The following is an 18,520-nucleotide window of genomic DNA, read 5'->3' as shown; positions in this document are numbered from 1 at the left end:
ATAAAACTCCATTCGTTGGCCTCTATATAAGTGGCAAAACAACGATCTGGAAGCCCCTCATGTGTTCACTAATCCGGCAGAACCCGGCTGAATGTCAGCACATCCACGCTTTTTGCACCACCGCGCAGCAGCGCTCGTGTGGCAGCCTTCACCGTTGATCCCGTCGTATAAACATCATCGATCAGCAGCACGCGCCGTCCTCGCACATGAATGTCATGCTCCTTTGGCACCCGGAAGGCGCCATCGACATTCCGCTTGCGCTCTTTCAAACCAAGCCCGATCTGCTGGTTGGTACGCCGAATACGCTTAACCGCCTGTGGTGCAAAAGGCTTGCTGCTTAATTGTGCCAAAGCACGCGCCAGCTCTGCCGACTGATTAAACCGGCGCGACCAGAAGCGCCATTTGTGCAGAGGGACAGGTAAAATAACATCGCACTCATCCAGCAACTCACGTCCGGCGCGTTGCATCCAGCGCGCCATCCACGGCGCAAGATCGGTTCGATCGTGAAACTTGAGTGCTACCGCCATGCGCTGTGCAGCGCCCCTATGCAACACAGCTGAGCGCAGGCGGCGAAATGGCGGTGGATCGGCGATTGCTTCAGCGCTCATGAAATTCTCGCCAAAGTCATGATTGAACGGAATGCCAAGCACCGGACAATAGGGCTTTTCGATAAAGCGCAGCTGCGACCAGCAATGCGGACAAAGCGTCCCGGGTTCGGAAACCTGTATGCGGCAACCGATACAGCTCGCTGGAAACAGAATATCGGCAGACATGCGCAAGCCGCTGCGAACAACGCCAAGCACCCCCGATTTAAGCCTGAACAACAAGCTTTGATGCGACCTGTCGTCATCAACCATTGCATTCGCCCCCGTTCGAATGCATCTACGCTCCTATCTATATTACTGACGCATATCCGAAAGAGAAGACGGAATCGCAATGGCTGCCCAATCGTCTGAAAATGCGATTTTTGATCGCGACCTCCAGCTGGCGTTCCGCCGCCGTGCCTTCAGACGTGCGGTGTCCGGTGCGGACTTTTTGCTGCGCAGAGTAGCGGATGATCTGGAAGACAGGCTTGATGCTGTCGAGCGCCACTTCTCCGTGGCGATTGACCTCGCAGGCCATAATGGTCTTGCAGCAGCTGCCATTGCCCGGTCAGGCAAAGCGGACATGGTTTTGCGCATCGAACGCGACGCAGCTTTTCTCGACGGCCCCTTCCCGGCAATTGTCGCCGATGAAGAAGCCTTGCCGCTCAAACCTCAGAGCACCGATCTCATCGTTTCGCTGCTGTCACTGCATTCGACCAATGATACCCCGGGCGCAATGATACAGATTGCCCGTGCGCTGAAGCCTGACGGGCTGTTTCTCGCGGCGCTCAGCGGCAACGGGACCTTGGGCGAGCTGCGCGAAAGTCTTTTACAGGCTGAAATCGAGCTGACGGGTGGTGCTTCGCCGCGCATTTTCCCTTTCGCGGATGTTCGCGATGTCGGCGGTCTTCTGCAACGAGCAGGTTTTGCACTTCCGGTGACGGACGTTGATAACGTTACGGTGCGCTATGATAGCATTTTCAATCTGATGGCCGATCTGCGCGCCATGGGTATGCAGAATGTGTTGCGTGATCGTTCGCGCAAACCGGTTTCAAAGAAGCTTTTCCTGCGGACAGCGGAAATCTATGCCGAACGGTTCAGCGATCCGGATGGCCGCATCCGCGCAACTTTCTCGACAATCTGGCTGTCGGGCTGGGCACCACATGAATCACAACAAAAGCCACTGAAGCCTGGCTCTGCCAAGGCCTCACTGGCTGACGCACTTAAAAACGTCGAATAGAGTGGTTTCAGCAAAAGTATGATGCAGTTTTGTGTTCGGAAATACGAAACTCAAAACTTATCAGCAATCGCCCGTATGACTGCCATCTGCATCAATAACACAGATCGGGCGAACCGGCGCTTTGCGTATCACAACGGGGTCACGCTTGATCGAACCTGTCATGGTCCGATCAATGCCCTCTGGCAACACCGATTGGGCCGCAACCTTATTCGCCTGATCGTTTAAGACCGGCACAATAATCAGTGCAAGAGCAACAGCTGCTGAGCCGAAAAGAAGCACAACGCGCAAAATGCCGCGACCGGCTTTCGAGAGTGGGCCCGGCGTATATTCATTATGATCTGCACTAAAATAATTATTATCGAAACTCATGGGCTTAACTCCGAGGCACTTAATTCGGAGAATGCCGCAGCGGAGTGAATCATCGATTAACGCGCGCTGTAAATCATAAGGAATTGTCAGCTATTTTGAGTCTTTCCACAGCTCACAACAAATCAATCAGAAACGGGATCAACGGCTCATCAGCTGGCGGCATCGGATAGTCGCGCATATCCTTTGGGCGCACCCATTTCAGTGCCTGTCCTTCCAGCCCCTGCGCCACGCCTTCAAAGCGGCGACAGACATAGAGCGGCATCAAAAGATGAAAGTCATCATAGGTGTGGCTGGCAAAAGTGAGCGGGGCGAGACAGGCAACCTTTGTCGTCACGCCGATTTCTTCCTGAAGCTCTCGGATCAGCGTTTCTTCAGGCGTTTCACCAACTTCTACCTTACCGCCCGGAAACTCCCAAAGACCTGCAAGTGATTTACCCTCCGGACGCTGTGCAAGAAGCACGCGACCATCAGCATCAACCAGCGCACAGGCTGCAACCAGTATTATACGGCGGGATTTAATCTCGCTCATTTCTCATTGCTCTCCCGATAGGCGTAGCGATAGGCTTCCTGAAAGCCGAAGCGTTCGTAAAGCGCCAGTCCCGCAACATTGTCCGCTTCTATCTGCAGCCAGGCAGTTGTTGCGCCAAGCGACTTGGCCCATTTCAGCGTCGCACCGATCAACACTCGGCCATGTCCTTTACGGCGCGCTTCAGGCAAGGTTCCAACGTCAAACAGGCCTGCCATCGCACCATCCTGCACGCAAAGCACATTGGAGACTGCGCGACCTGCTTCTTCCAGAACAAACATCCCCTTGTTAGGACGAATGCCATCCAGCAATTCCGAGAAACCTGGACGAAGTTCTGTCGGGCGACCATGAATAGCGATCGAAGCATCGACAAAACGACCAATGTCTTTCAAGGGCGTTTCATCGCGCTCGGCTGTAAGATCAAGCTCGCCAAGATTGGCGGTCATAACAATGGTTTCATCCTTGCGCTGCCAGCCGAGACCTTCCAGATAATTTTCAAGCTCGACAGGAGCCAGCGGCGAAAGCCTGAAACAAGGAACCCGGCCATAAACGCGAAACCGCTGCGCTGCCTGTTCGATACGCGCCGGAATATCGCGCGTATCGCCCGGATCAAGCGGATTGACCGAATTGAGCCGCTTCGAAGGATGTGCTGCCGTCATGCGTATCGCCCATGTCCCGTCATAATGAACGGACGTGGCAGGCCAGGCACGGAAGCCAACGGCCTCCAACTGGCGAACGATAGCAAGATTTGACATGTTCAAATTCTCTCCTCCGTTTCAGAGTTCCAGTGTGCCGAAAATGTTGATCTTCGAGAACCGGAGCGGAGTGTACTTAAAGCCACATGCGCACCGGAAGCGAAGAAGAACGCAATTTGCAGGCCACTGTAACCCGAAACATTAGCTTCTGTAGTCGCCGTTAATCGCCACATATTCCTTGGTCAGATCGCAGGTCCAGACAGTTGCCTTGCCCTTTCCGATCCCCAGATCAACGCGAATGAGAATGTCCTCGCCCTGCATATAAGCAGAGGTCGCTTCTTCGGAATAAGCCGGGTCACGCTCGCCCTGATGCGCCACGCGAATATCGCCAAACCAGATAGCCAGCAGATCGCGATCAGCCGGTTCACCAGCCTTGCCGACAGCCATGACAACACGGCCCCAGTTGGCATCTTCACCGGCAACAGCGGTTTTTACCAATGGCGAATTGGCAATTGAAAGTGCAATCTTTTTGGCGGAAGCAGCCGACTTCGCGCCGGTCACTTCGACTTCGACCATTTTGCGCGCACCTTCGCCATCGCGCACGACCTGAAGTGCCAGCGACTTCAACACGCGAGCCAGAGCCTTTTTGAAATCACCCAAACGCTTGTCGGAAGCGTCCGTAATTTCAGGTGCGCCGCGTTCCGCCGCTGATCCTGTTGCAAACAGCATAAGCGTATCAGAGGTGGATGTATCGCTATCAACCGTTACTGCATTAAACGTCGAACCGACGCCCTTGGAAAGCAGGCTCTGCAGAACGTCAGCCTTGATCGGAGCATCTGTAACAACAAATGAAAGCATCGTCGCCATATCAGGCGCGATCATGCCTGCACCCTTAGAGATGCCATTGATCGTTACCGGAACCTGTCCGAGCAGAACCGTTTCGGTCGCAACTTTCGGATAGGTATCGGTCGTCATGATTGCTTTGGCAGCTTCAGTCCAGAAATTGTCGCTGGCAGATTTTGCCATGTCGTCCAGAAGACCGGAAAACTTGGACGCATCAAGCGGCTCGCCGATAACGCCGGTGGACGCAAGAAACACATCGGTAGTGTTGCATCCAACAGCCTTGGCTGCGGCTCGAGCGGTTGCTTCCGTTGCCTCACGGCCTTTCAGGCCGGTGAAGGCATTGGCATTGCCCGAATTCACCACAACAGCGCGTGCCTTGCCGTGTACGAGGTTCTGACGGCAGAAATCCACAGGTGCGGAAGGGCAGAGCGAGCGGGTGAAAACACCTGCTGCTTCGGCAGGCTTGTCAAACACCATCAGCATGACATCCGTGCGGCCCTTATATTTGATACCGGCTGCAGCTGTTGCGATGCGGACGCCGTGAATGACCGGCATTGATGGATAATGTTTTGGAGCAAGCGGTGATACGGACGCAGACATGATTGCCTCAAGAGATGCGATTTGATTCTGCTGCATTGGAAAGGTTTGCAGCACAAAATCAAGCGATAACTAAAGCATTTCCAGCAAAAGTGCGAAGCGGTTTTGCGCAGGACAATGCGACTAAATAAAAAGATCGAGCGGTTTCATAATTTCATCTTGCTGCAAACCGCCCGATATCCAAATAAAAAACGCCCCGGAAATCCGGGGCGTTTTCATGAACTCAAAGCTTATTCCTGCGGCTGGGCTGCATCCGGCGCATCACCGTCGTCACCCTGTTCCTGTGCCGCTGCGGCTTCCTTCATGGCTTTATCGACAGCAGGGTCCTTGTATTCGATCTTCATGCCATCACGCAGCTTCTTGACCATTTCGACATAACGCTCACGCATGATGATCGAACGGATCTGCTCGGAGACCTGATCGAATGCCGGTGGCTGCTTGGTGCGACGATCTTCAAGCTGAATGACGTGGAACCCAAACTGCGACTGCACCGGTTCCTTGGTGTATTCACCTGGCTTCAATGCAAAGGCAGCCTTTTCAAATTCAGGGACCATCTGGCCTTCGGAGAAGTAACCAAGATCACCACCATTGGCAGCGGTGCCATCGGTCGAGCTTTCCTTGGCGAGATCTTCAAACTTCGCGCCGCCTTCAAGCTTCTTGATGATGGCTTCAGCTTCTTCCTTGGTCTTCACGAGAATGTGACGTGCACGCACTTCATTCTGTGGAGGGATCGCTGCGATTTCCTTGTCATAGCGGGCGCGAACGTCGGCGTCCGAAATCTTGTCGACAACCGCATCCTTGAAATATTCGTTGTGCAGTGCGCGTTCACGCAGGAATTCCATGCGCTTCTTGAAATCGTCGCTCTGATCAAGCTTTTCTTTTGTTGCTTCGCCAGCCATCGCCTTGATGTCGATGAGTGCTGCGAGAGCTGCCAGACGGCGCTGCTCGGCAGGAAGGCGCGCGAACTGCGGATCGAGGTCGCCAGCGGCCTGATCGACTTCACCTACGGTGATATCCTTGCCATTGACGGTGGCAAGAACCTTTGCCGGATCTTCGGACGCTGCGGCAGAAGTTGCTGCTTCAGCGGGTTTAGCTGCATCCTGCGCAAAGACAGCCGAACTGCTGAAACCAGCAAGCGCAACCGAAGTTGCGAGGACAGCAAGAGCCTTGCGATAAGGGGCTTTGAGAATGGCTTTCATATGAGATTCTCTCCTTCGAGACCGTCTACCGGCCCCATGAATGCGGCGGAATTTGGCCCGAAAACACTATTATCCGCGAGAAAAGACAGGTTTTCCGGCCTGTCGAGCAACATTGACATCGCTTCAAGCCCCTCTTATCTGTCCTTCGGCTTGGCGTCCAGTAAGCCACGGGGGAATTGCGTGAAAAATGCGCCGTATTTGGCAGCTTTTACAACGTAGTTTTCTTGCATTTGTTTCAATACGCGTGAATAAAGCATTCGACATTGCCGGAAGCGCTTCCGGCCGAACGGACAGGAAAGGACCAGGAATGGTCAGCTTTGGCGGCCTCGCCCGCAAGATATTCGGTTCATCCAACGACCGCCAAGTGAAATCACTGCGGGTTCGTGCAGAACAGATTACTGCGCTTGAGAAGAATTACGAAGCACTCACCGATGAACAGCTTCAGGCGAAGACTGCGGAATTCCGCGCTGAACTCGCTCAGGGCAAGAAACTGGATGCATTGCTTCCCGACGCTTTTGCGACGGCTCGCGAAGCCGCCAAGCGCGTTCTCGGTATGCGCCCATTCGACGTGCAGCTGATCGGCGGCATGGTGCTGCATGAACGCGGCATCGCCGAAATGCGCACCGGTGAAGGCAAGACGCTGATGGCGACGCTGCCTGTTTACCTCAACGCTCTTGAAGGCAAGGGCGTGCATGTGGTGACGGTCAACGATTACCTCGCTACCCGCGATGCCGAAACCATGGGCAAGCTTTATAACTTCCTCGGTCTGACCGTGGGCGTTATCAAGCATGGTCTCGACGACAATGAGCGTCAGGCTGCTTACGGCTGCGACATCACCTACGGCACCAACAACGAGCTCGGCTTCGATTATCTACGCGATAACATGAAGTACGAACGTGCCCAGATGGTCCAGCGCGGTCACAACTACGCCATCGTCGACGAAGTGGATTCGATCCTCATCGACGAAGCGCGTACGCCGCTGATCATTTCCGGTCCACTTGAAGACCGTTCGGATTTCTACAACCTCATCGACACTTTCATTCCTGCTCTTGAGCCGGAAGATTTTGAAATCGATGAAAAACAGAAGACCGCGATCTTTACAGAAGTCGGCACCGAAAAGGTTGAACAGCTTCTTGAAGCTGCAGGGCACCTCAAGGGTGAAAGCCTTTACGACATCGAAAACGTTGCCGTCGTTCACCACCTGAACAACGCGTTGCGCGCTCACAAGCTGTTCCAGCGTGACAAGGACTACATCGTCCGCAACGACGAAATCGTCATCATCGACGAATTCACCGGCCGTATGATGCCGGGCCGCCGTTTCTCGGAAGGTCTGCATCAGGCACTGGAAGCCAAGGAACACGTCACAATCCAGCCTGAAAACCAGACGCTGGCTTCGATCACCTTCCAGAACTATTTCCGTATGTACACCAAGCTCTCCGGCATGACCGGTACAGCTGCGACGGAAGCGGAAGAATTCGGCAACATCTACGGTCTGGAAGTTCTGGAAATTCCGACCAACCTGCCGGTCAAGCGTCTCGATGAAGACGACGAAGTTTATCGTACGGTTGAAGAAAAATACAAAGCCATTGTGCGTGACATTCAGGCTTCGCACGCAAAGGGCCAGCCGGTTCTCGTCGGCACAACGTCGATTGAAAAGTCGGAACTTCTGGCAGAGCGACTGCGCAAAGAGGACATCAAGGGCTTCCAGGTTCTGAATGCCCGTTATCACGAGCAGGAAGCCTTTATTATCGCGCAGGCTGGTGTTCCGGGTGCAGTGACCATCGCCACCAACATGGCAGGCCGCGGTACGGATATTCAGCTCGGCGGCAATCTTGAAATGCGCATTCACGAAGAGCTTTCGGATATGCCTGAAGGCGCAGAGCGCACTGCAAAAATTGCCGAGATCAAGGCTGATATTGCGAAGCTGAAAGAAAAGGCTCTCGCTGCTGGCGGTCTTTATGTTCTTGCCACCGAGCGTCACGAAAGCCGTCGTATCGACAACCAGCTGCGCGGTCGTTCGGGCCGTCAGGGCGATCCGGGCCGCTCAAAGTTCTTCCTGTCGCTGCAGGACGATCTGATGCGCATCTTCGGCTCCGACCGGATGGACGGAATGCTGCAGAAGCTCGGCCTCAAGGAAGACGAAGCCATCGTTCACCCGTGGATCAATAAGGCGCTTGAAAAGGCGCAGACCAAGGTTGAAGCCCGTAACTTCGAAATCCGTAAGAACCTGCTCAAGTACGACGACGTGATGAACGATCAGCGTAAGGTTATCTTCGAGCAGCGCCTTGAAATCATGGACGAAGAAGACCTGACCGAGACCGTGAACGAAATGCGTCACGAAGTTATTGAGGACATGGTTGCTCTTCGTATCCCCAAGGATGCTTATGCAGAAAAGTGGGATATTGCCGGTCTTAAGGACGATATTCTTACCAAACTTAACCTCGTCCTACCGGTGGAAGACTGGGCCAAGGAAGAGGGTATCGCCGAAGAAGAGTTTGAAACCCGTATCAAGGAAGCAGCTGACAAGGCCGCAGCCGAGAAGGCAGAGCGTTTCGGTGCGCAGATCATGACCTACATCGAGAAATCGGTGATCATGCAGTCGCTTGATAACCTCTGGCGTGAGCATCTGGTAAATCTTGACCACTTGCGTTCGGTCGTTGGTTTCCGTGGTTATGCTCAGCGCGATCCGCTGAACGAGTACAAGACTGAAGGCTTCGAGCTGTTCCAGGCTCTGCTTGCCAATCTGCGCGAAGTGGTCATCACGCAGCTGATGCGCGTTGAAATCGTTCGCGAAGCTCCGCCAGAGCCTGAACTTCCGCCGATGACCGGCCGTCATATCGACAGCACCACCGGCGAGAACGACTTTGATGAAAATGCATGGGCTGAACATCAGCAGGATGAACGCGTCATCCCGGCTGGCGATCGTGATCCGGCAGACCCGACCACATGGGGCAAGGTCAGCCGCAACGAAGCCTGCCCTTGCGGCTCAGGAAAGAAATACAAGCATTGTCACGGCGCGTTTGAATAAGCGCCTCAAAGCAAGCTATCAAACAAAAAACCCGGCGCAAAATCGCCGGGTTTTTTGTTTTCGCTCCACAATTGGCCACCTAACTTGAATAAAATCCAGCACAGCTTTCCGGAGTCCTTTCTGTTTGTCGACACTATTTCAGTAGTTGCGCGAAAACTGATACGTTCAGAAAGTAATTACCATCTCTTTCAATTTGGCTTCGCTTTGACAGGAGGGGCCGTTTCTTTTTACCTTTTTAAAGAACTGCCATCTAATGTTCGGCTACTGCGGTCCGGCACAGTGCCGAATGCAGATACACGATGGTCCTTTAGAAGATCAGCAGAAGTAGCGGATACCTAACAGGGGCCGCGATAAACAGGGTTGGCATAGAGTGCGCTTTTCGGCAGCAAAAGCAGCGAGCCGGGTTCTACCTGGCAGGATCGCAGCTAGGCTTCGTCCCGTAACGGAGCGGGTCGATGCTATTCTGCTTGGCTCTGGTCCGCAGGCCGATGCGCAGCGCGCTTCGCTTCTTGCCTTTTCCGTGCGTGTTGCAAGTGCAGCGATTGCGCTTATTTCTCAGGTTATTCTGGCGCGCTGGATGGGTGAATTCCAATACGGGATTTTCGTTCTGGTGTGGCTTTCAATGATCATCATCGGTGATCTCGCCTGCTTTGGTTTGCACACCACCATCATCCGTTATGTGCCTGAATATGTTCAGCGAAATCTGTTTAATCCACTTCGTGGTATTCTGTATGCTGGCCGTCTTTTTGCTCTTGGCTCAGCGACTGCAATCGCCTTGTTTGGCGCGGTACTGCTATTGCTTCTGAAAGATCGGATCGAGACCTATTATCTTATCCCGTTCATTCTCGGCTTTATCTGCCTGCCAATGATCGCACTTGGCAATATGCTTGATGGCATCGCTCGTTCGCGCACATGGATCATGATGGCGCTCACACCGAGCTATATCATCCGCCCTCTGCTCGTACTAATCTTCATGATCGCAGCTCACGCAGCCAGCTTGCCTTCCACAGCCACCACAGCTCTTGGAGTTTCTATCGCCGCTACATGGGCGACTACGGTTGGGCAATGGCTGATGCTTGATCGCTCCTTGAAGAGAGACATCCCATCAGGACAACGAGAAATATTGTTCGCGCAATGGATGAAGGTCGCCTTACCGATCTTCCTCGTTGAAGGCTTTTTCTTCCTGCTCATCAATATCGACGTGCTGATGGTCGGCCATGCTATGGACCCCCAGCATGTGGCGATCTATTTCGCGGCTACCAAAATCATGGCGCTTGCACACTTCGTCTATTTTGCAGTCAAAGCGAGCGTGGCGCAGCGCTATTCCGATCTTCTTCACAGTGGCGATCATGCTGAATTTGCAAGCTTTGCAGAAGCCTCAACACGCTGGACATTCTGGCCGACACTGTTTCTAGGCCTGTTCATTCTGGCGCTAGGCTATCCGCTGCTCATGCTGTTCGGCAGTGCCTTCACCGAAGGCTATCCGCTACTTTTCATTCTCATCATCGGCGTGATTGCGCGCGCAAGTGTTGGACCTGCCGAAAGCCTGCTGAACATGTCAGGCAAACAGAATATCTGCGCTCTGCTTTATGCGGTTACACTTGCAGTAAACGTTGGCCTCAATCTGGTTCTCATCCCGCGTTTCGGTCTGATGGGCGCGGCTTTCTCGACCGCTTTCTCGATGCTTCTTGAAGCCATTCTGCTCTCAACCGCCGTGCATAAAACGATGCATATCACTATGTTTATTCTCATTCCCCGAAATCGCGCTTCTGACGCCCGCAGCAATAGCTCGGAGGATATTCTCTAATGGCCGCAAAACCTTTGCTTGAGGAATCCGCAGGCGGACATACGGCTCGCATCATCTCACAACTTTCCGACAGCGTCGCTGCAATGGATGCCACCAAACGTCTGGAGGAAAGCCTGCACAGCAGTCGCGATATTCCGCGCAAGCTTGCGATCTATGGTGCATCGGCCGGTTTTGAGCTGCGCGACGAACTTGATCACTTAAGCAGCCGGACAATCGAACCCAACATCTTTTTCAATGCGCGCTTCCTCGCACCAGCGATGCCGCGTCTGGAAGATCGTGAAGTGCGCTTCATGGTCATGCGCGACGAAAACGAAATCCGTAGCCGGCTGCGTTTCGTCATGCCTTACACGATTGAACGCCCCGGCCTACCACTCTCATCTCCTGTTATTCGTGCATGGGCAACACCTTTCGGCCCACAGGGCACACCGCTAATCGATCACGACGATCCTGTCGGCGTTGTCGAAGATCTTTTCGATATTCTGGCGCGTGATCATATTAAAATGCCGGACGTGCTTGTTCTTCCTGAAATGCGCGCCGACGGTGCCGTCGCGAAGCTCATTCGATCCGTGGCAGTTGGACGTCAGCTACCAATCGTTTCCATAGAGCAAAAATCGCGTCCATTTCTTCAGAGCGAGCTTGATGGGGAAACCTATGTCAAACAAGCGATTGGTCCGCACCATCGCCGCGAATATAGCCGCCTTTGGCGCCGTCTCGCCGAACAAGGCGAACTCGCACATCGCATCGCGCGCACACCCGACGAAGTGCGTTTTGCATTCGAACATTTCCTGACGCTTGAAGCGAGCGGATGGAAAGGACGCCGCGGTACAGCCATGGCAGTCGACCGTTTCCGTGCAGCCTTTGCACGCGAAGCAGTTAACAATCTTGCAGAGCGCGATTGTGTACGCATCCACACACTTGAACTCGATGGCCGCGTGATCGCGATCCTGATTGTCTTCACGGTTTCTGGCGAAGCATGGACGTGGAAAACCGCCTATGACGAAACCCTGCAAGCCTACTCGCCCGGCATGTTGTTGATGATCGAGGTGGTGAAAAACCATCTGGAAGACACCAATATCACGCGCACAGATTCATGCGCCGTGCCGGATCATCCTGTCATGTCACGCTTGTGTCAGGAGCGAGAAACCATCGAAACTCTGGTGATTGGTTTGACACCGGGAGTAGACAAGCAGGTTCGTCAGGCGGCATCGCAAATCCATCTTTATCAGCGTACACGCAATCTGACCCGTATCATCCGAAATCGCATCCGAAATTTTACGGAACGGAAATAAAGCCGGCTTCAGCAAAAAGAAAAATAGAACAAATACTTGAGAAAACAGCACACTGTGCTATCCTTGTTTGTGGGAGAGCGCCTGAAATCAAGCATGGCAGGCGAATAATGAGGGTTTGAGTTGGTCGCTTTGAGGTTTTTACTCCAAAGCCATCAAGTATATGAATTAGCACGACCCTCATTCGCCGCTTCAAAAATTCCAAAGCGCCTCCCTTGGGAAGGAGATGCGCTATGTTGGAATATCTCTCTTATCTGAAGACAATTGACCTCATCGTCTTGGGCTTCATTGCCTTTCTCGTCTGCTGGAATATCGTCGAGTATAATCTTCGCCGCTGAGATTATACCGAAACTCCATGAGTATAACTCATGGAGTTTGGTTAAGCCCGAGTGACGATTGAGCTTTTTCGAGGCGTGATGCGTCAGCATCTTGAGCTGCCCTGGTATTAGAGCGCATTTCGAAGAGTGCGTAGCGGTTTTGCGTCGGATAATGCGTAAAACCAAACCGTTACAGCGGTTCCAACGATTCAGTCTTAACTGAAACCGCTGTAAGAACAGGCAACTGATAACCGCTTGATGCAAGCTCGGTCGCCTGTCCTGTTTATATTTGCGCTTGGCTGTAAGTATAATCAGTCAAGCGGCTTGAGGGTAATTGACCTCGTTTCGTTTAGCCGGTATATCCCTCCCCGCTGTCCGTTTTTGGACCATATCAGACTGCTTCGGCAGTCATGTGCGGGTGTGGTGGAACTGGTAGACGCGCCGGACTCAAAATCCGGTTCCGAAAGGAGTGTCGGTTCGATTCCGACCACCCGCACCATCATCTCACCAGCCTCTATTCACGCAGCTTCCAGTGCCTGAGTCAGATCAGCAATCAGATCATCGGGATGCTCGATACCAATCGACAGGCGGATAGTTGATTCCAGCACGCCGATGCGTTCACGCACTTCAATCGGAACGCCTGAATGTGTCATCGCTGCCGGGTGGCTTGCAAGCGATTCCGTTCCACCAAGGCTGACTGCCAGTTTCAAAATCTGCAATGCATTGAGAAAGCGGAATGCCGCTGCCTGACCACCTTTGATATCAAATGAAAAGGTTGATCCTGCCCCAGTGCATTGGCGTTTAAACAATTGACCAACATCGGATGCTGCATCTTCAAAAGGCAGATAATGCAGCTTCCCGACCTTGGGATGGTCACGCAGGAATTCGGCTATCGCCAAGGCGTTCTTGTCAGCCCGATCCATGCGAATACCAAGCGTTTCCAGTGAACGGCCAAGCATCCAGCAGGAATGCGGGTCCAGCTGTGTGCCGATGGCACCACGCAGCGCCTTTACCTGTTTAACGACCGCCTTTGCGCCAAGGACCGCACCGGCAATCAGATCAGAATGCCCCCCGACATATTTCGTCAGCGAGTAGAGCGACAGATCTGCACCATGATCGAGTGGCTTCTGGAAAACCGGGCCAAGCAGAGTATTATCGCAAACGATAACAGGACGATGCCCGTTCTGCTTTTCTGCAATCTTGTCAGCGACACGCCGGATCGCGGCAAGATCAACAAGGCTATTGGTCGGATTGGCCGGTGTTTCGATCAGAACGACCGAGACGCGTCCCTTCTGTAGTGCTTCATCTGAAGCTTTCTCAATGGAAGCCTCATGCACGCCATCGGCAAAAGCCACAGCTTCCACATTGAAATTATGAAATGTCTTGGCTAGCAGCGTTTCTGTCCCACCATAAAGCGGCTGAGAATGCAGGATCACGTCGCCCGGTCGCGCAAATGCAAAGAGCGTCGTAGCAATCGCCGACATTCCAGAGGAAAACAGCGCGCAGCTTTCCGTGCCTTCATAAACGGCCAGACGATCTTCCACGATCTCGCTGTTAGGATGATTGAAACGCGAATAAACGAGACCGGCCCCGACACCCGCTGGCGGCTCCTTGCGTCCAGATACAAAATCAAAGAAATCGCGCCCATCTTCGGCGCTTTTGAAAACAAAGGTCGATGTCAGAAAAACAGGCGGTTTGACGGCCCCCTCGGATAGTTCGGGATCGTAACCGTAATTAAGCATCTGCGTTTCGGGATGAAGCAGATGATTACCAATGCTGGTCTTGGATGGACGCGGCGCGGTCATAATAATCTCCTGAAAAACTCCTCCAGCCCTATAAGGGCTAAAGAAGTCTAACAGAGATGCGTGGCAATCTTCTTGCGTTGTTAGACGCTTAAGCGATTGAGAGCGAACACTATCGCGTGTTCTGCATATCGCAGATTACGTGGCTTACTTAACCACGAGCACAGGCACGGAGCTCAATGAAAGCACCTCAGCAGCCTGACTGCCGAGCAACAGCTTGTTGACGCCGCGACGGCCATGCGATGCGATCACGATCAGATCACTACCTGTCTGCTTAGCGGCTTCAATAATGCCCTGTGCTGGTGACTGGTTCTCAATGTGCAGAGTTTCAACATCAACGCCAGCAGCTTCCGCCTTGGCTTTTGCTTTGGCGAGCAAATCGGCTGCCGCTTTGGTGATTGCCTCGCGATATTCCTGGAAGGCGGCAGGGCTGGATGCCCATTCCGCAGCAACGACGATGCCATAGGATGGCAGAAGCTCGGTCACAGAAACCAGCAGCACCTTCGAGCCAAACTGCTTGGCCAGAGCCACGCCCTGTTCGACGCCCTTGTCGGCAAGTTCAGATCCATCGGTTGCAATCAGAATAGTCTTATACACGGCCCAAGCCTCCAGTTTGCGATCACGATCCAACCATGCGCGCTCCTTTTGACAAGAGCATTGATGCGGATCAATCAGACAGCAAAAGCTTACAGACATGAAAAGCTTATCGGAAGGGTGAGTGATCTGTTTTCGCTCAAGGATCGGGCGATTTTCAAACAAATGATCGTGCGCTTTATCAGCACCCAATTGCTTGGAATTATCTTCTAAGGATATTGGCTTTAAAGAATATAATTCCAAATTTATGCAATCCGAAGCATGGACCCAGCTATGCTTTTGCGCCATTTCCTCATAAACTTCGCTTCAAACAGAAGGAGATTATTCCATGAGCAAGCCCCTTGGCGGAAAAGACGGCGAGACCGCAGGACGCGGTCGCATCTATAATTCCATTCTCGATACGATCGGCAATACACCGCTCGTGCGCATCGACAAGTTTGCCAAGGAAAATGGCGTTGAAGCCAACCTTCTGGTCAAGCTCGAATTCTTCAATCCATTGGCGAGCGTCAAGGACCGTATCGGTCTTGCGCTGATCGAAGCGCTTGAAGCACAGGGCAAAGCTGTTCCGGGCAAGACCGTATTTGTCGAACCTACTTCCGGCAACACCGGTATTGCACTGGCTTTTGCGGCGGCCGCCAAGGGTTATCGCCTCGTTCTGACCATGCCTGAAACCATGTCTGTTGAACGCCGTAAGCTTCTCAAGCTGCTCGGTGCAGAATTGGTTCTGACGGAAGGCGCAAAAGGCATGAAAGGCGCCATTGCCAAGGCAGAGGAAATCGCCGAAGGCAACCCGAATGCCATCATTCCACAGCAGTTCGAAAATCCGGCTAACCCTGAAATTCACCGCCTTACCACGGCTGAGGAAATCTGGAACGACACCAATGGTGAAGCAGACATCCTGATTTCCGGCATTGGCACCGGCGGCACCATTACCGGCGTTGGTCAGGTCATCAAGGCACGTAAGCCATCCTTCAAGGTGATTGCTGTCGAGCCTAAGGATTCGCCAATTCTCTCCGGCGGTACACCTGGCCCACATAAGATCCAGGGCATCGGTGCGGGCTTTGCACCAAAGACGCTCGACACCAGCGTTTATGATGAAGTCGTGACCGTTTCCAACGAGGATTCCTTTGCCAATTCCCGCCTGATTGCGCGCATTGAAGGCATCCCTGTCGGCATTTCTTCAGGTGCGGCGCTCACTGCTGCGATCGAAGTCGGCAAGCGCCCTGAAAACAAGGGCAAGAACATTGTCATCATCATTCCATCATTCGCAGAACGCTATCTTTCGACGGCGCTGTTTGAAGGTCTGGAATAAGCGAGAGCTAAGGTTCGGCAAAACGAAAGCCAGAGTGGTCGTCCACTCTGGCTTTTTTGTATCTATTCTTTCGGGATTGTCCCGAAAATCAGCTAGCCGTGCGTGCCGCGCAAGCCGGGCCCGGTCCGCGCATGTAATGGCGCTCGGGCCTGTAGCTTGGTGCGACGAATTCACGAATAACATTAACGCTGTCACGCAGCTGAACTATAATGTTCATCGTCTTCACCTTTCCACCAAATTGCTTTTCGAAGATGATGCCCGTCACAGCCTGTTAGGGTTGGTGAAACAATTAATGTTTCCGAACATCTTAATGAAAACTTTAACAATTAAAGATGAACAACTTCTGAATCGCCTTGGTTAAGGTTAAGTTAACGGTAAGGATAAACAAGTTTTCCACAGCCGTGGGGAATTGGTCACTATACTGCTTGCGGCCCGTTTAAATGGCTAGCGCCAGTGATCTCCACAAGGCCCCTTGCCCCAAAACAAAAAAGCCGGTGCTGAACACCGGCTTTGCAAAAATCAAAGATTCGCTTAACGCGTTGGAACCGGGTTTTCACCACGATAATCATAGAAACCACGGCCAGTCTTACGACCAAGCCAGCCCGCTTCGACATATTTGACCAGCAGCGGGCATGGACGGTACTTCGAGTCCGACAAGCCGTCATGCAGCACCTGCATGATCGAGAGGCACGTATCAAGGCCAATGAAATCCGCGAGCTGCAAAGGTCCCATCGGATGGTTTGCACCAAGCTTCATGGCGGTGTCGATGGCCTCAACGCTGCCCACGCCTTCATAGAGCGTGTAGATTGCTTCGTTGATCATGGGCAGCAGAATGCGGTTGACGATAAAAGCCGGGAAATCTTCGGCAACCGTTACAGTCTTGCCAAGTGCGGTGACAAAATCCTTCGACTTGCGGAATGTGTCTTCCTCAGTCGCGATACCGCGCACCAGCTCAACCAGTTTCATGATTGGCACGGGATTCATGAAGTGAATACCGATGAAGCGCTCTGGACGGTCAGTGGTCGAGGCGAGACGCGTGATGGAGATCGACGACGTATTGGTCGCAACAATGGCTTCGGGGTTTAGCACCGGGCAAAGCTGGGCAAAAATCTTGCGCTTGACGGTTTCGTCTTCGGTAGCGGCTTCAATTGCCAGATCAACACCTGCGAGGTCTTCCATCGAAACAGCAGGACGGATCAGCTTCATTGCATCGGCACGCTGCTGTTCTTCCAGCTTACCGGAAGATACCTGGCGCGCCATATTGCCGTTGATTGTGGCAATGCCCTTTTCCAGCCGGTCCGCAGCCGCGTCGTGCAGAAGCACGTCGTAACCTGCCAATGCGCACACATGAGCAATTCCGCTGCCCATCTGACCCGCGCCAACAATACCTACCGTCTTGATTGCCACAGTTCCAACTCCTTCATGCTCTCGCCGATGGCGAGGTCTACCGCCGCTTTCGCGCTTTTCCGAAAGCCTGCCTAACAAGACAGTTACAGCCGAAAAATGCAAGACCACCATATGAATAACCCGCCCGAGCGCCAACTAAAGTCAACGCAGGACGGGTGTGAAAAAGGCGGCAGGTTATCCCTGCCGCCCTTTCAATTTATCAGAGCGCTTTCTGCAGCTCGGGCAGAATAGTGAAGAGATCGCCAACGAGGCCATAATCAGCCACCTGGAAGATAGGTGCTTCTTCATCCTTGTTGATCGCAACAATCACGCGGCTGTCTTTCATGCCAGCCAGATGCTGGATCGCACCGGAAATACCAACTGCGATGTAAAGCTCCGGTGCAACCACCTTACCGGTCTGGCCAACCTGCCAGTCATTTGGTGCATAGCCCGCATCAACTGCCGCACGGCTGGCACCGACTGCTGCACCAAGCTTGTCGGCAACAGGAAGGATCACTTCCTCAAACTTCTCCGACGAACCAAGTGCACGACCGCCCGAGATGATGATCTTGGCAGAAGTCAGTTCCGGACGATCGGAATCCGAAAGCTTGTTTTCAACAAAGCTCGACAGCGCCGGATCAGCAGCCGCATTGATGCTTTCAACTAGAGCCGAACCGCCGTCACCCGTTGCCGAGAAAGAAGCCGTACGAACGGTGATGACCTTCTTGGCATCAGTAGACTGCACGGTCTGGATCGCATTGCCCGCATAGATCGGACGCTTGAAGGTGTCAGCGGACACAACTTCCATGATTTCCGACAGCTGCATCACATCAAGAAGTGCTGCAACGCGTGGCAGCACGTTCTTGGCTGAAGTGGTGGCTGGTGCAATGATCGTGTCGTAGTTTCCTGCGAGTTCAACGATGGCTGCAGCCAGT

The 18,520-nt window shown here is 53.2% G+C and carries 16 protein-coding genes and 1 tRNA gene; 6 read left to right on the top strand and 11 right to left on the bottom strand.

The features are described 5' to 3' along the window. Positions 1–68: 68 nt before the first annotated feature. Positions 69–857: a ComF family protein gene (locus QSJ70_RS26700; RefSeq protein WP_285541173.1), complete on the bottom strand. Its 789-nt coding sequence runs from the start codon at positions 855–857 to the stop codon at positions 69–71. Between the two features lie 79 nt (positions 858–936). Here QSJ70_RS26700 and QSJ70_RS26695 point away from each other — a divergent pair, with 79 nt between their 5' ends. Next, entirely contained in the window at positions 937–1,824 is an 888-nt protein-coding gene (locus QSJ70_RS26695; RefSeq protein ID WP_113499433.1) for a methyltransferase domain-containing protein, read from the top strand. A gap of 60 nt (positions 1,825–1,884) precedes the next feature. Here QSJ70_RS26695 and QSJ70_RS26690 read toward each other — a convergent pair whose 3' ends face one another. The 5 genes from QSJ70_RS26690 to QSJ70_RS26670 all read right to left on the bottom strand — a co-directional run bounded on the left by QSJ70_RS26690 (position 1,885) and on the right by QSJ70_RS26670 (position 6,053). Continuing rightward, positions 1,885–2,193, bottom strand: a complete 309-nt coding sequence (locus QSJ70_RS26690; protein ID WP_007872004.1) for a hypothetical protein — start codon at positions 2,191–2,193, stop codon at positions 1,885–1,887. Positions 2,194–2,305: 112 nt separating this feature from the next. After that, positions 2,306–2,722 carry an 8-oxo-dGTP diphosphatase MutT gene (gene mutT / locus QSJ70_RS26685; protein ID WP_064322123.1) on the bottom strand — a complete coding sequence of 139 codons (417 nt, stop codon included), beginning with the start codon at positions 2,720–2,722 and terminating at the stop codon, positions 2,306–2,308. Then, positions 2,719–3,474, bottom strand: a complete 756-nt coding sequence (locus tag QSJ70_RS26680; RefSeq protein ID WP_285541166.1) for a GNAT family N-acetyltransferase — start codon at positions 3,472–3,474, stop codon at positions 2,719–2,721. Before QSJ70_RS26680 ends, mutT begins: the two co-directional genes overlap by 4 nt. Before the next feature lie 141 nt (positions 3,475–3,615). Further along, positions 3,616–4,857: a bifunctional glutamate N-acetyltransferase/amino-acid acetyltransferase ArgJ gene (argJ, locus tag QSJ70_RS26675; RefSeq protein WP_007872012.1), complete on the bottom strand. Its 1,242-nt coding sequence runs from the start codon at positions 4,855–4,857 to the stop codon at positions 3,616–3,618. Between the two features lie 227 nt (positions 4,858–5,084). Continuing rightward, positions 5,085–6,053 carry a peptidylprolyl isomerase gene (locus tag QSJ70_RS26670; protein WP_285541163.1) on the bottom strand — a complete coding sequence of 323 codons (969 nt, stop codon included), beginning with the start codon at positions 6,051–6,053 and terminating at the stop codon, positions 5,085–5,087. Between the two features lie 307 nt (positions 6,054–6,360). Between QSJ70_RS26670 and secA the strand changes: the two genes are divergently transcribed. The 4 genes from secA to QSJ70_RS26650 all read left to right on the top strand — a co-directional run bounded on the left by secA (position 6,361) and on the right by QSJ70_RS26650 (position 12,990). Next, positions 6,361–9,081, top strand: a complete 2,721-nt coding sequence (secA, locus tag QSJ70_RS26665) for a preprotein translocase subunit SecA (RefSeq protein ID WP_285541161.1) — start codon at positions 6,361–6,363, stop codon at positions 9,079–9,081. 370 nt (positions 9,082–9,451) lie between these two features. Continuing rightward, complete coding sequence (locus tag QSJ70_RS26660) at positions 9,452–10,888, top strand: lipopolysaccharide biosynthesis protein (protein ID WP_285541159.1); 1,437 nt, start codon at positions 9,452–9,454, stop codon at positions 10,886–10,888. Continuing rightward, on the top strand, positions 10,888–12,177 hold the full coding sequence (gene bspF, locus QSJ70_RS26655) for a type IV secretion system effector crotonyl transferase BspF (RefSeq protein WP_007872018.1): 1,290 nt from the start codon (positions 10,888–10,890) through the stop codon (positions 12,175–12,177). The genes QSJ70_RS26660 and bspF overlap by 1 nt, the downstream gene beginning before the upstream one ends. A 728-nt stretch (positions 12,178–12,905) precedes the next feature. Further along, a tRNA-Leu gene (locus QSJ70_RS26650) sits at positions 12,906–12,990 on the top strand. 19 nt (positions 12,991–13,009) lie between these two features. Here QSJ70_RS26650 and QSJ70_RS26645 read toward each other — a convergent pair. Further along, positions 13,010–14,296, bottom strand: coding sequence for a cystathionine gamma-synthase family protein (locus QSJ70_RS26645; protein ID WP_285541156.1), 1,287 nt, complete (start codon positions 14,294–14,296; stop codon positions 13,010–13,012). Positions 14,297–14,440: 144 nt separating this feature from the next. Continuing rightward, the gene (locus QSJ70_RS26640) at positions 14,441–14,890 is read right to left on the bottom strand and encodes a universal stress protein (protein WP_079212618.1); all 450 of its coding nucleotides are present in this window, start codon (positions 14,888–14,890) and stop codon (positions 14,441–14,443) included. Between the two features lie 325 nt (positions 14,891–15,215). Here QSJ70_RS26640 and cysK point away from each other — a divergent pair, with 325 nt between their 5' ends. After that, positions 15,216–16,199: a cysteine synthase A gene (gene cysK, locus QSJ70_RS26635; protein ID WP_007872027.1), complete on the top strand. Its 984-nt coding sequence runs from the start codon at positions 15,216–15,218 to the stop codon at positions 16,197–16,199. Between the two features lie 88 nt (positions 16,200–16,287). On the opposite strand, the gene QSJ70_RS26630 is transcribed toward cysK, so the two are convergent. The 3 genes from QSJ70_RS26630 to QSJ70_RS26620 form a co-directional block, all read right to left on the bottom strand. After that, positions 16,288–16,416, bottom strand: coding sequence for a hypothetical protein (locus QSJ70_RS26630; RefSeq protein WP_256443819.1), 129 nt, complete (start codon positions 16,414–16,416; stop codon positions 16,288–16,290). A gap of 314 nt (positions 16,417–16,730) precedes the next feature. Beyond that, positions 16,731–17,606, bottom strand: a complete 876-nt coding sequence (locus QSJ70_RS26625; protein ID WP_007872032.1) for a 3-hydroxybutyryl-CoA dehydrogenase — start codon at positions 17,604–17,606, stop codon at positions 16,731–16,733. Positions 17,607–17,805: 199 nt separating this feature from the next. Beyond that, a partial coding sequence (locus QSJ70_RS26620; RefSeq protein WP_285541151.1) for an electron transfer flavoprotein subunit alpha/FixB family protein occupies positions 17,806–18,520 on the bottom strand: 715 nt, incomplete at its 5' end.

This window comes from Brucella sp. NBRC 12950, from assembly GCF_030268145.1.
Taxonomy (GTDB): Bacteria; Pseudomonadota; Alphaproteobacteria; order Rhizobiales; family Rhizobiaceae; genus Brucella.
Note: the sequence above shows the minus strand (reverse complement) of the source record. Positions and strands in the feature narration are given on the sequence as shown.

Coding starts and splice junctions, on each gene's coding strand:
- QSJ70_RS26700 (WP_285541173.1), bottom strand. CDS start 857: ATGGTTGATGACGACAGGTCGCATCAAAGCTTGTTGTTCAGGCTTAAA.
- QSJ70_RS26695 (WP_113499433.1), top strand. CDS start 937: ATGGCTGCCCAATCGTCTGAAAATGCGATTTTTGATCGCGACCTCCAG.
- QSJ70_RS26690 (WP_007872004.1), bottom strand. CDS start 2,193: ATGAGTTTCGATAATAATTATTTTAGTGCAGATCATAATGAATATACG.
- mutT (WP_064322123.1), bottom strand. CDS start 2,722: ATGAGCGAGATTAAATCCCGCCGTATAATACTGGTTGCAGCCTGTGCG.
- QSJ70_RS26680 (WP_285541166.1), bottom strand. CDS start 3,474: ATGTCAAATCTTGCTATCGTTCGCCAGTTGGAGGCCGTTGGCTTCCGT.
- argJ (WP_007872012.1), bottom strand. CDS start 4,857: ATGTCTGCGTCCGTATCACCGCTTGCTCCAAAACATTATCCATCAATG.
- QSJ70_RS26670 (WP_285541163.1), bottom strand. CDS start 6,053: ATGAAAGCCATTCTCAAAGCCCCTTATCGCAAGGCTCTTGCTGTCCTC.
- secA (WP_285541161.1), top strand. CDS start 6,361: ATGGTCAGCTTTGGCGGCCTCGCCCGCAAGATATTCGGTTCATCCAAC.
- bspF (WP_007872018.1), top strand. CDS start 10,888: ATGGCCGCAAAACCTTTGCTTGAGGAATCCGCAGGCGGACATACGGCT.
- QSJ70_RS26645 (WP_285541156.1), bottom strand. CDS start 14,296: ATGACCGCGCCGCGTCCATCCAAGACCAGCATTGGTAATCATCTGCTT.
- cysK (WP_007872027.1), top strand. CDS start 15,216: ATGAGCAAGCCCCTTGGCGGAAAAGACGGCGAGACCGCAGGACGCGGT.
- QSJ70_RS26630 (WP_256443819.1), bottom strand. CDS start 16,416: ATGAACATTATAGTTCAGCTGCGTGACAGCGTTAATGTTATTCGTGAA.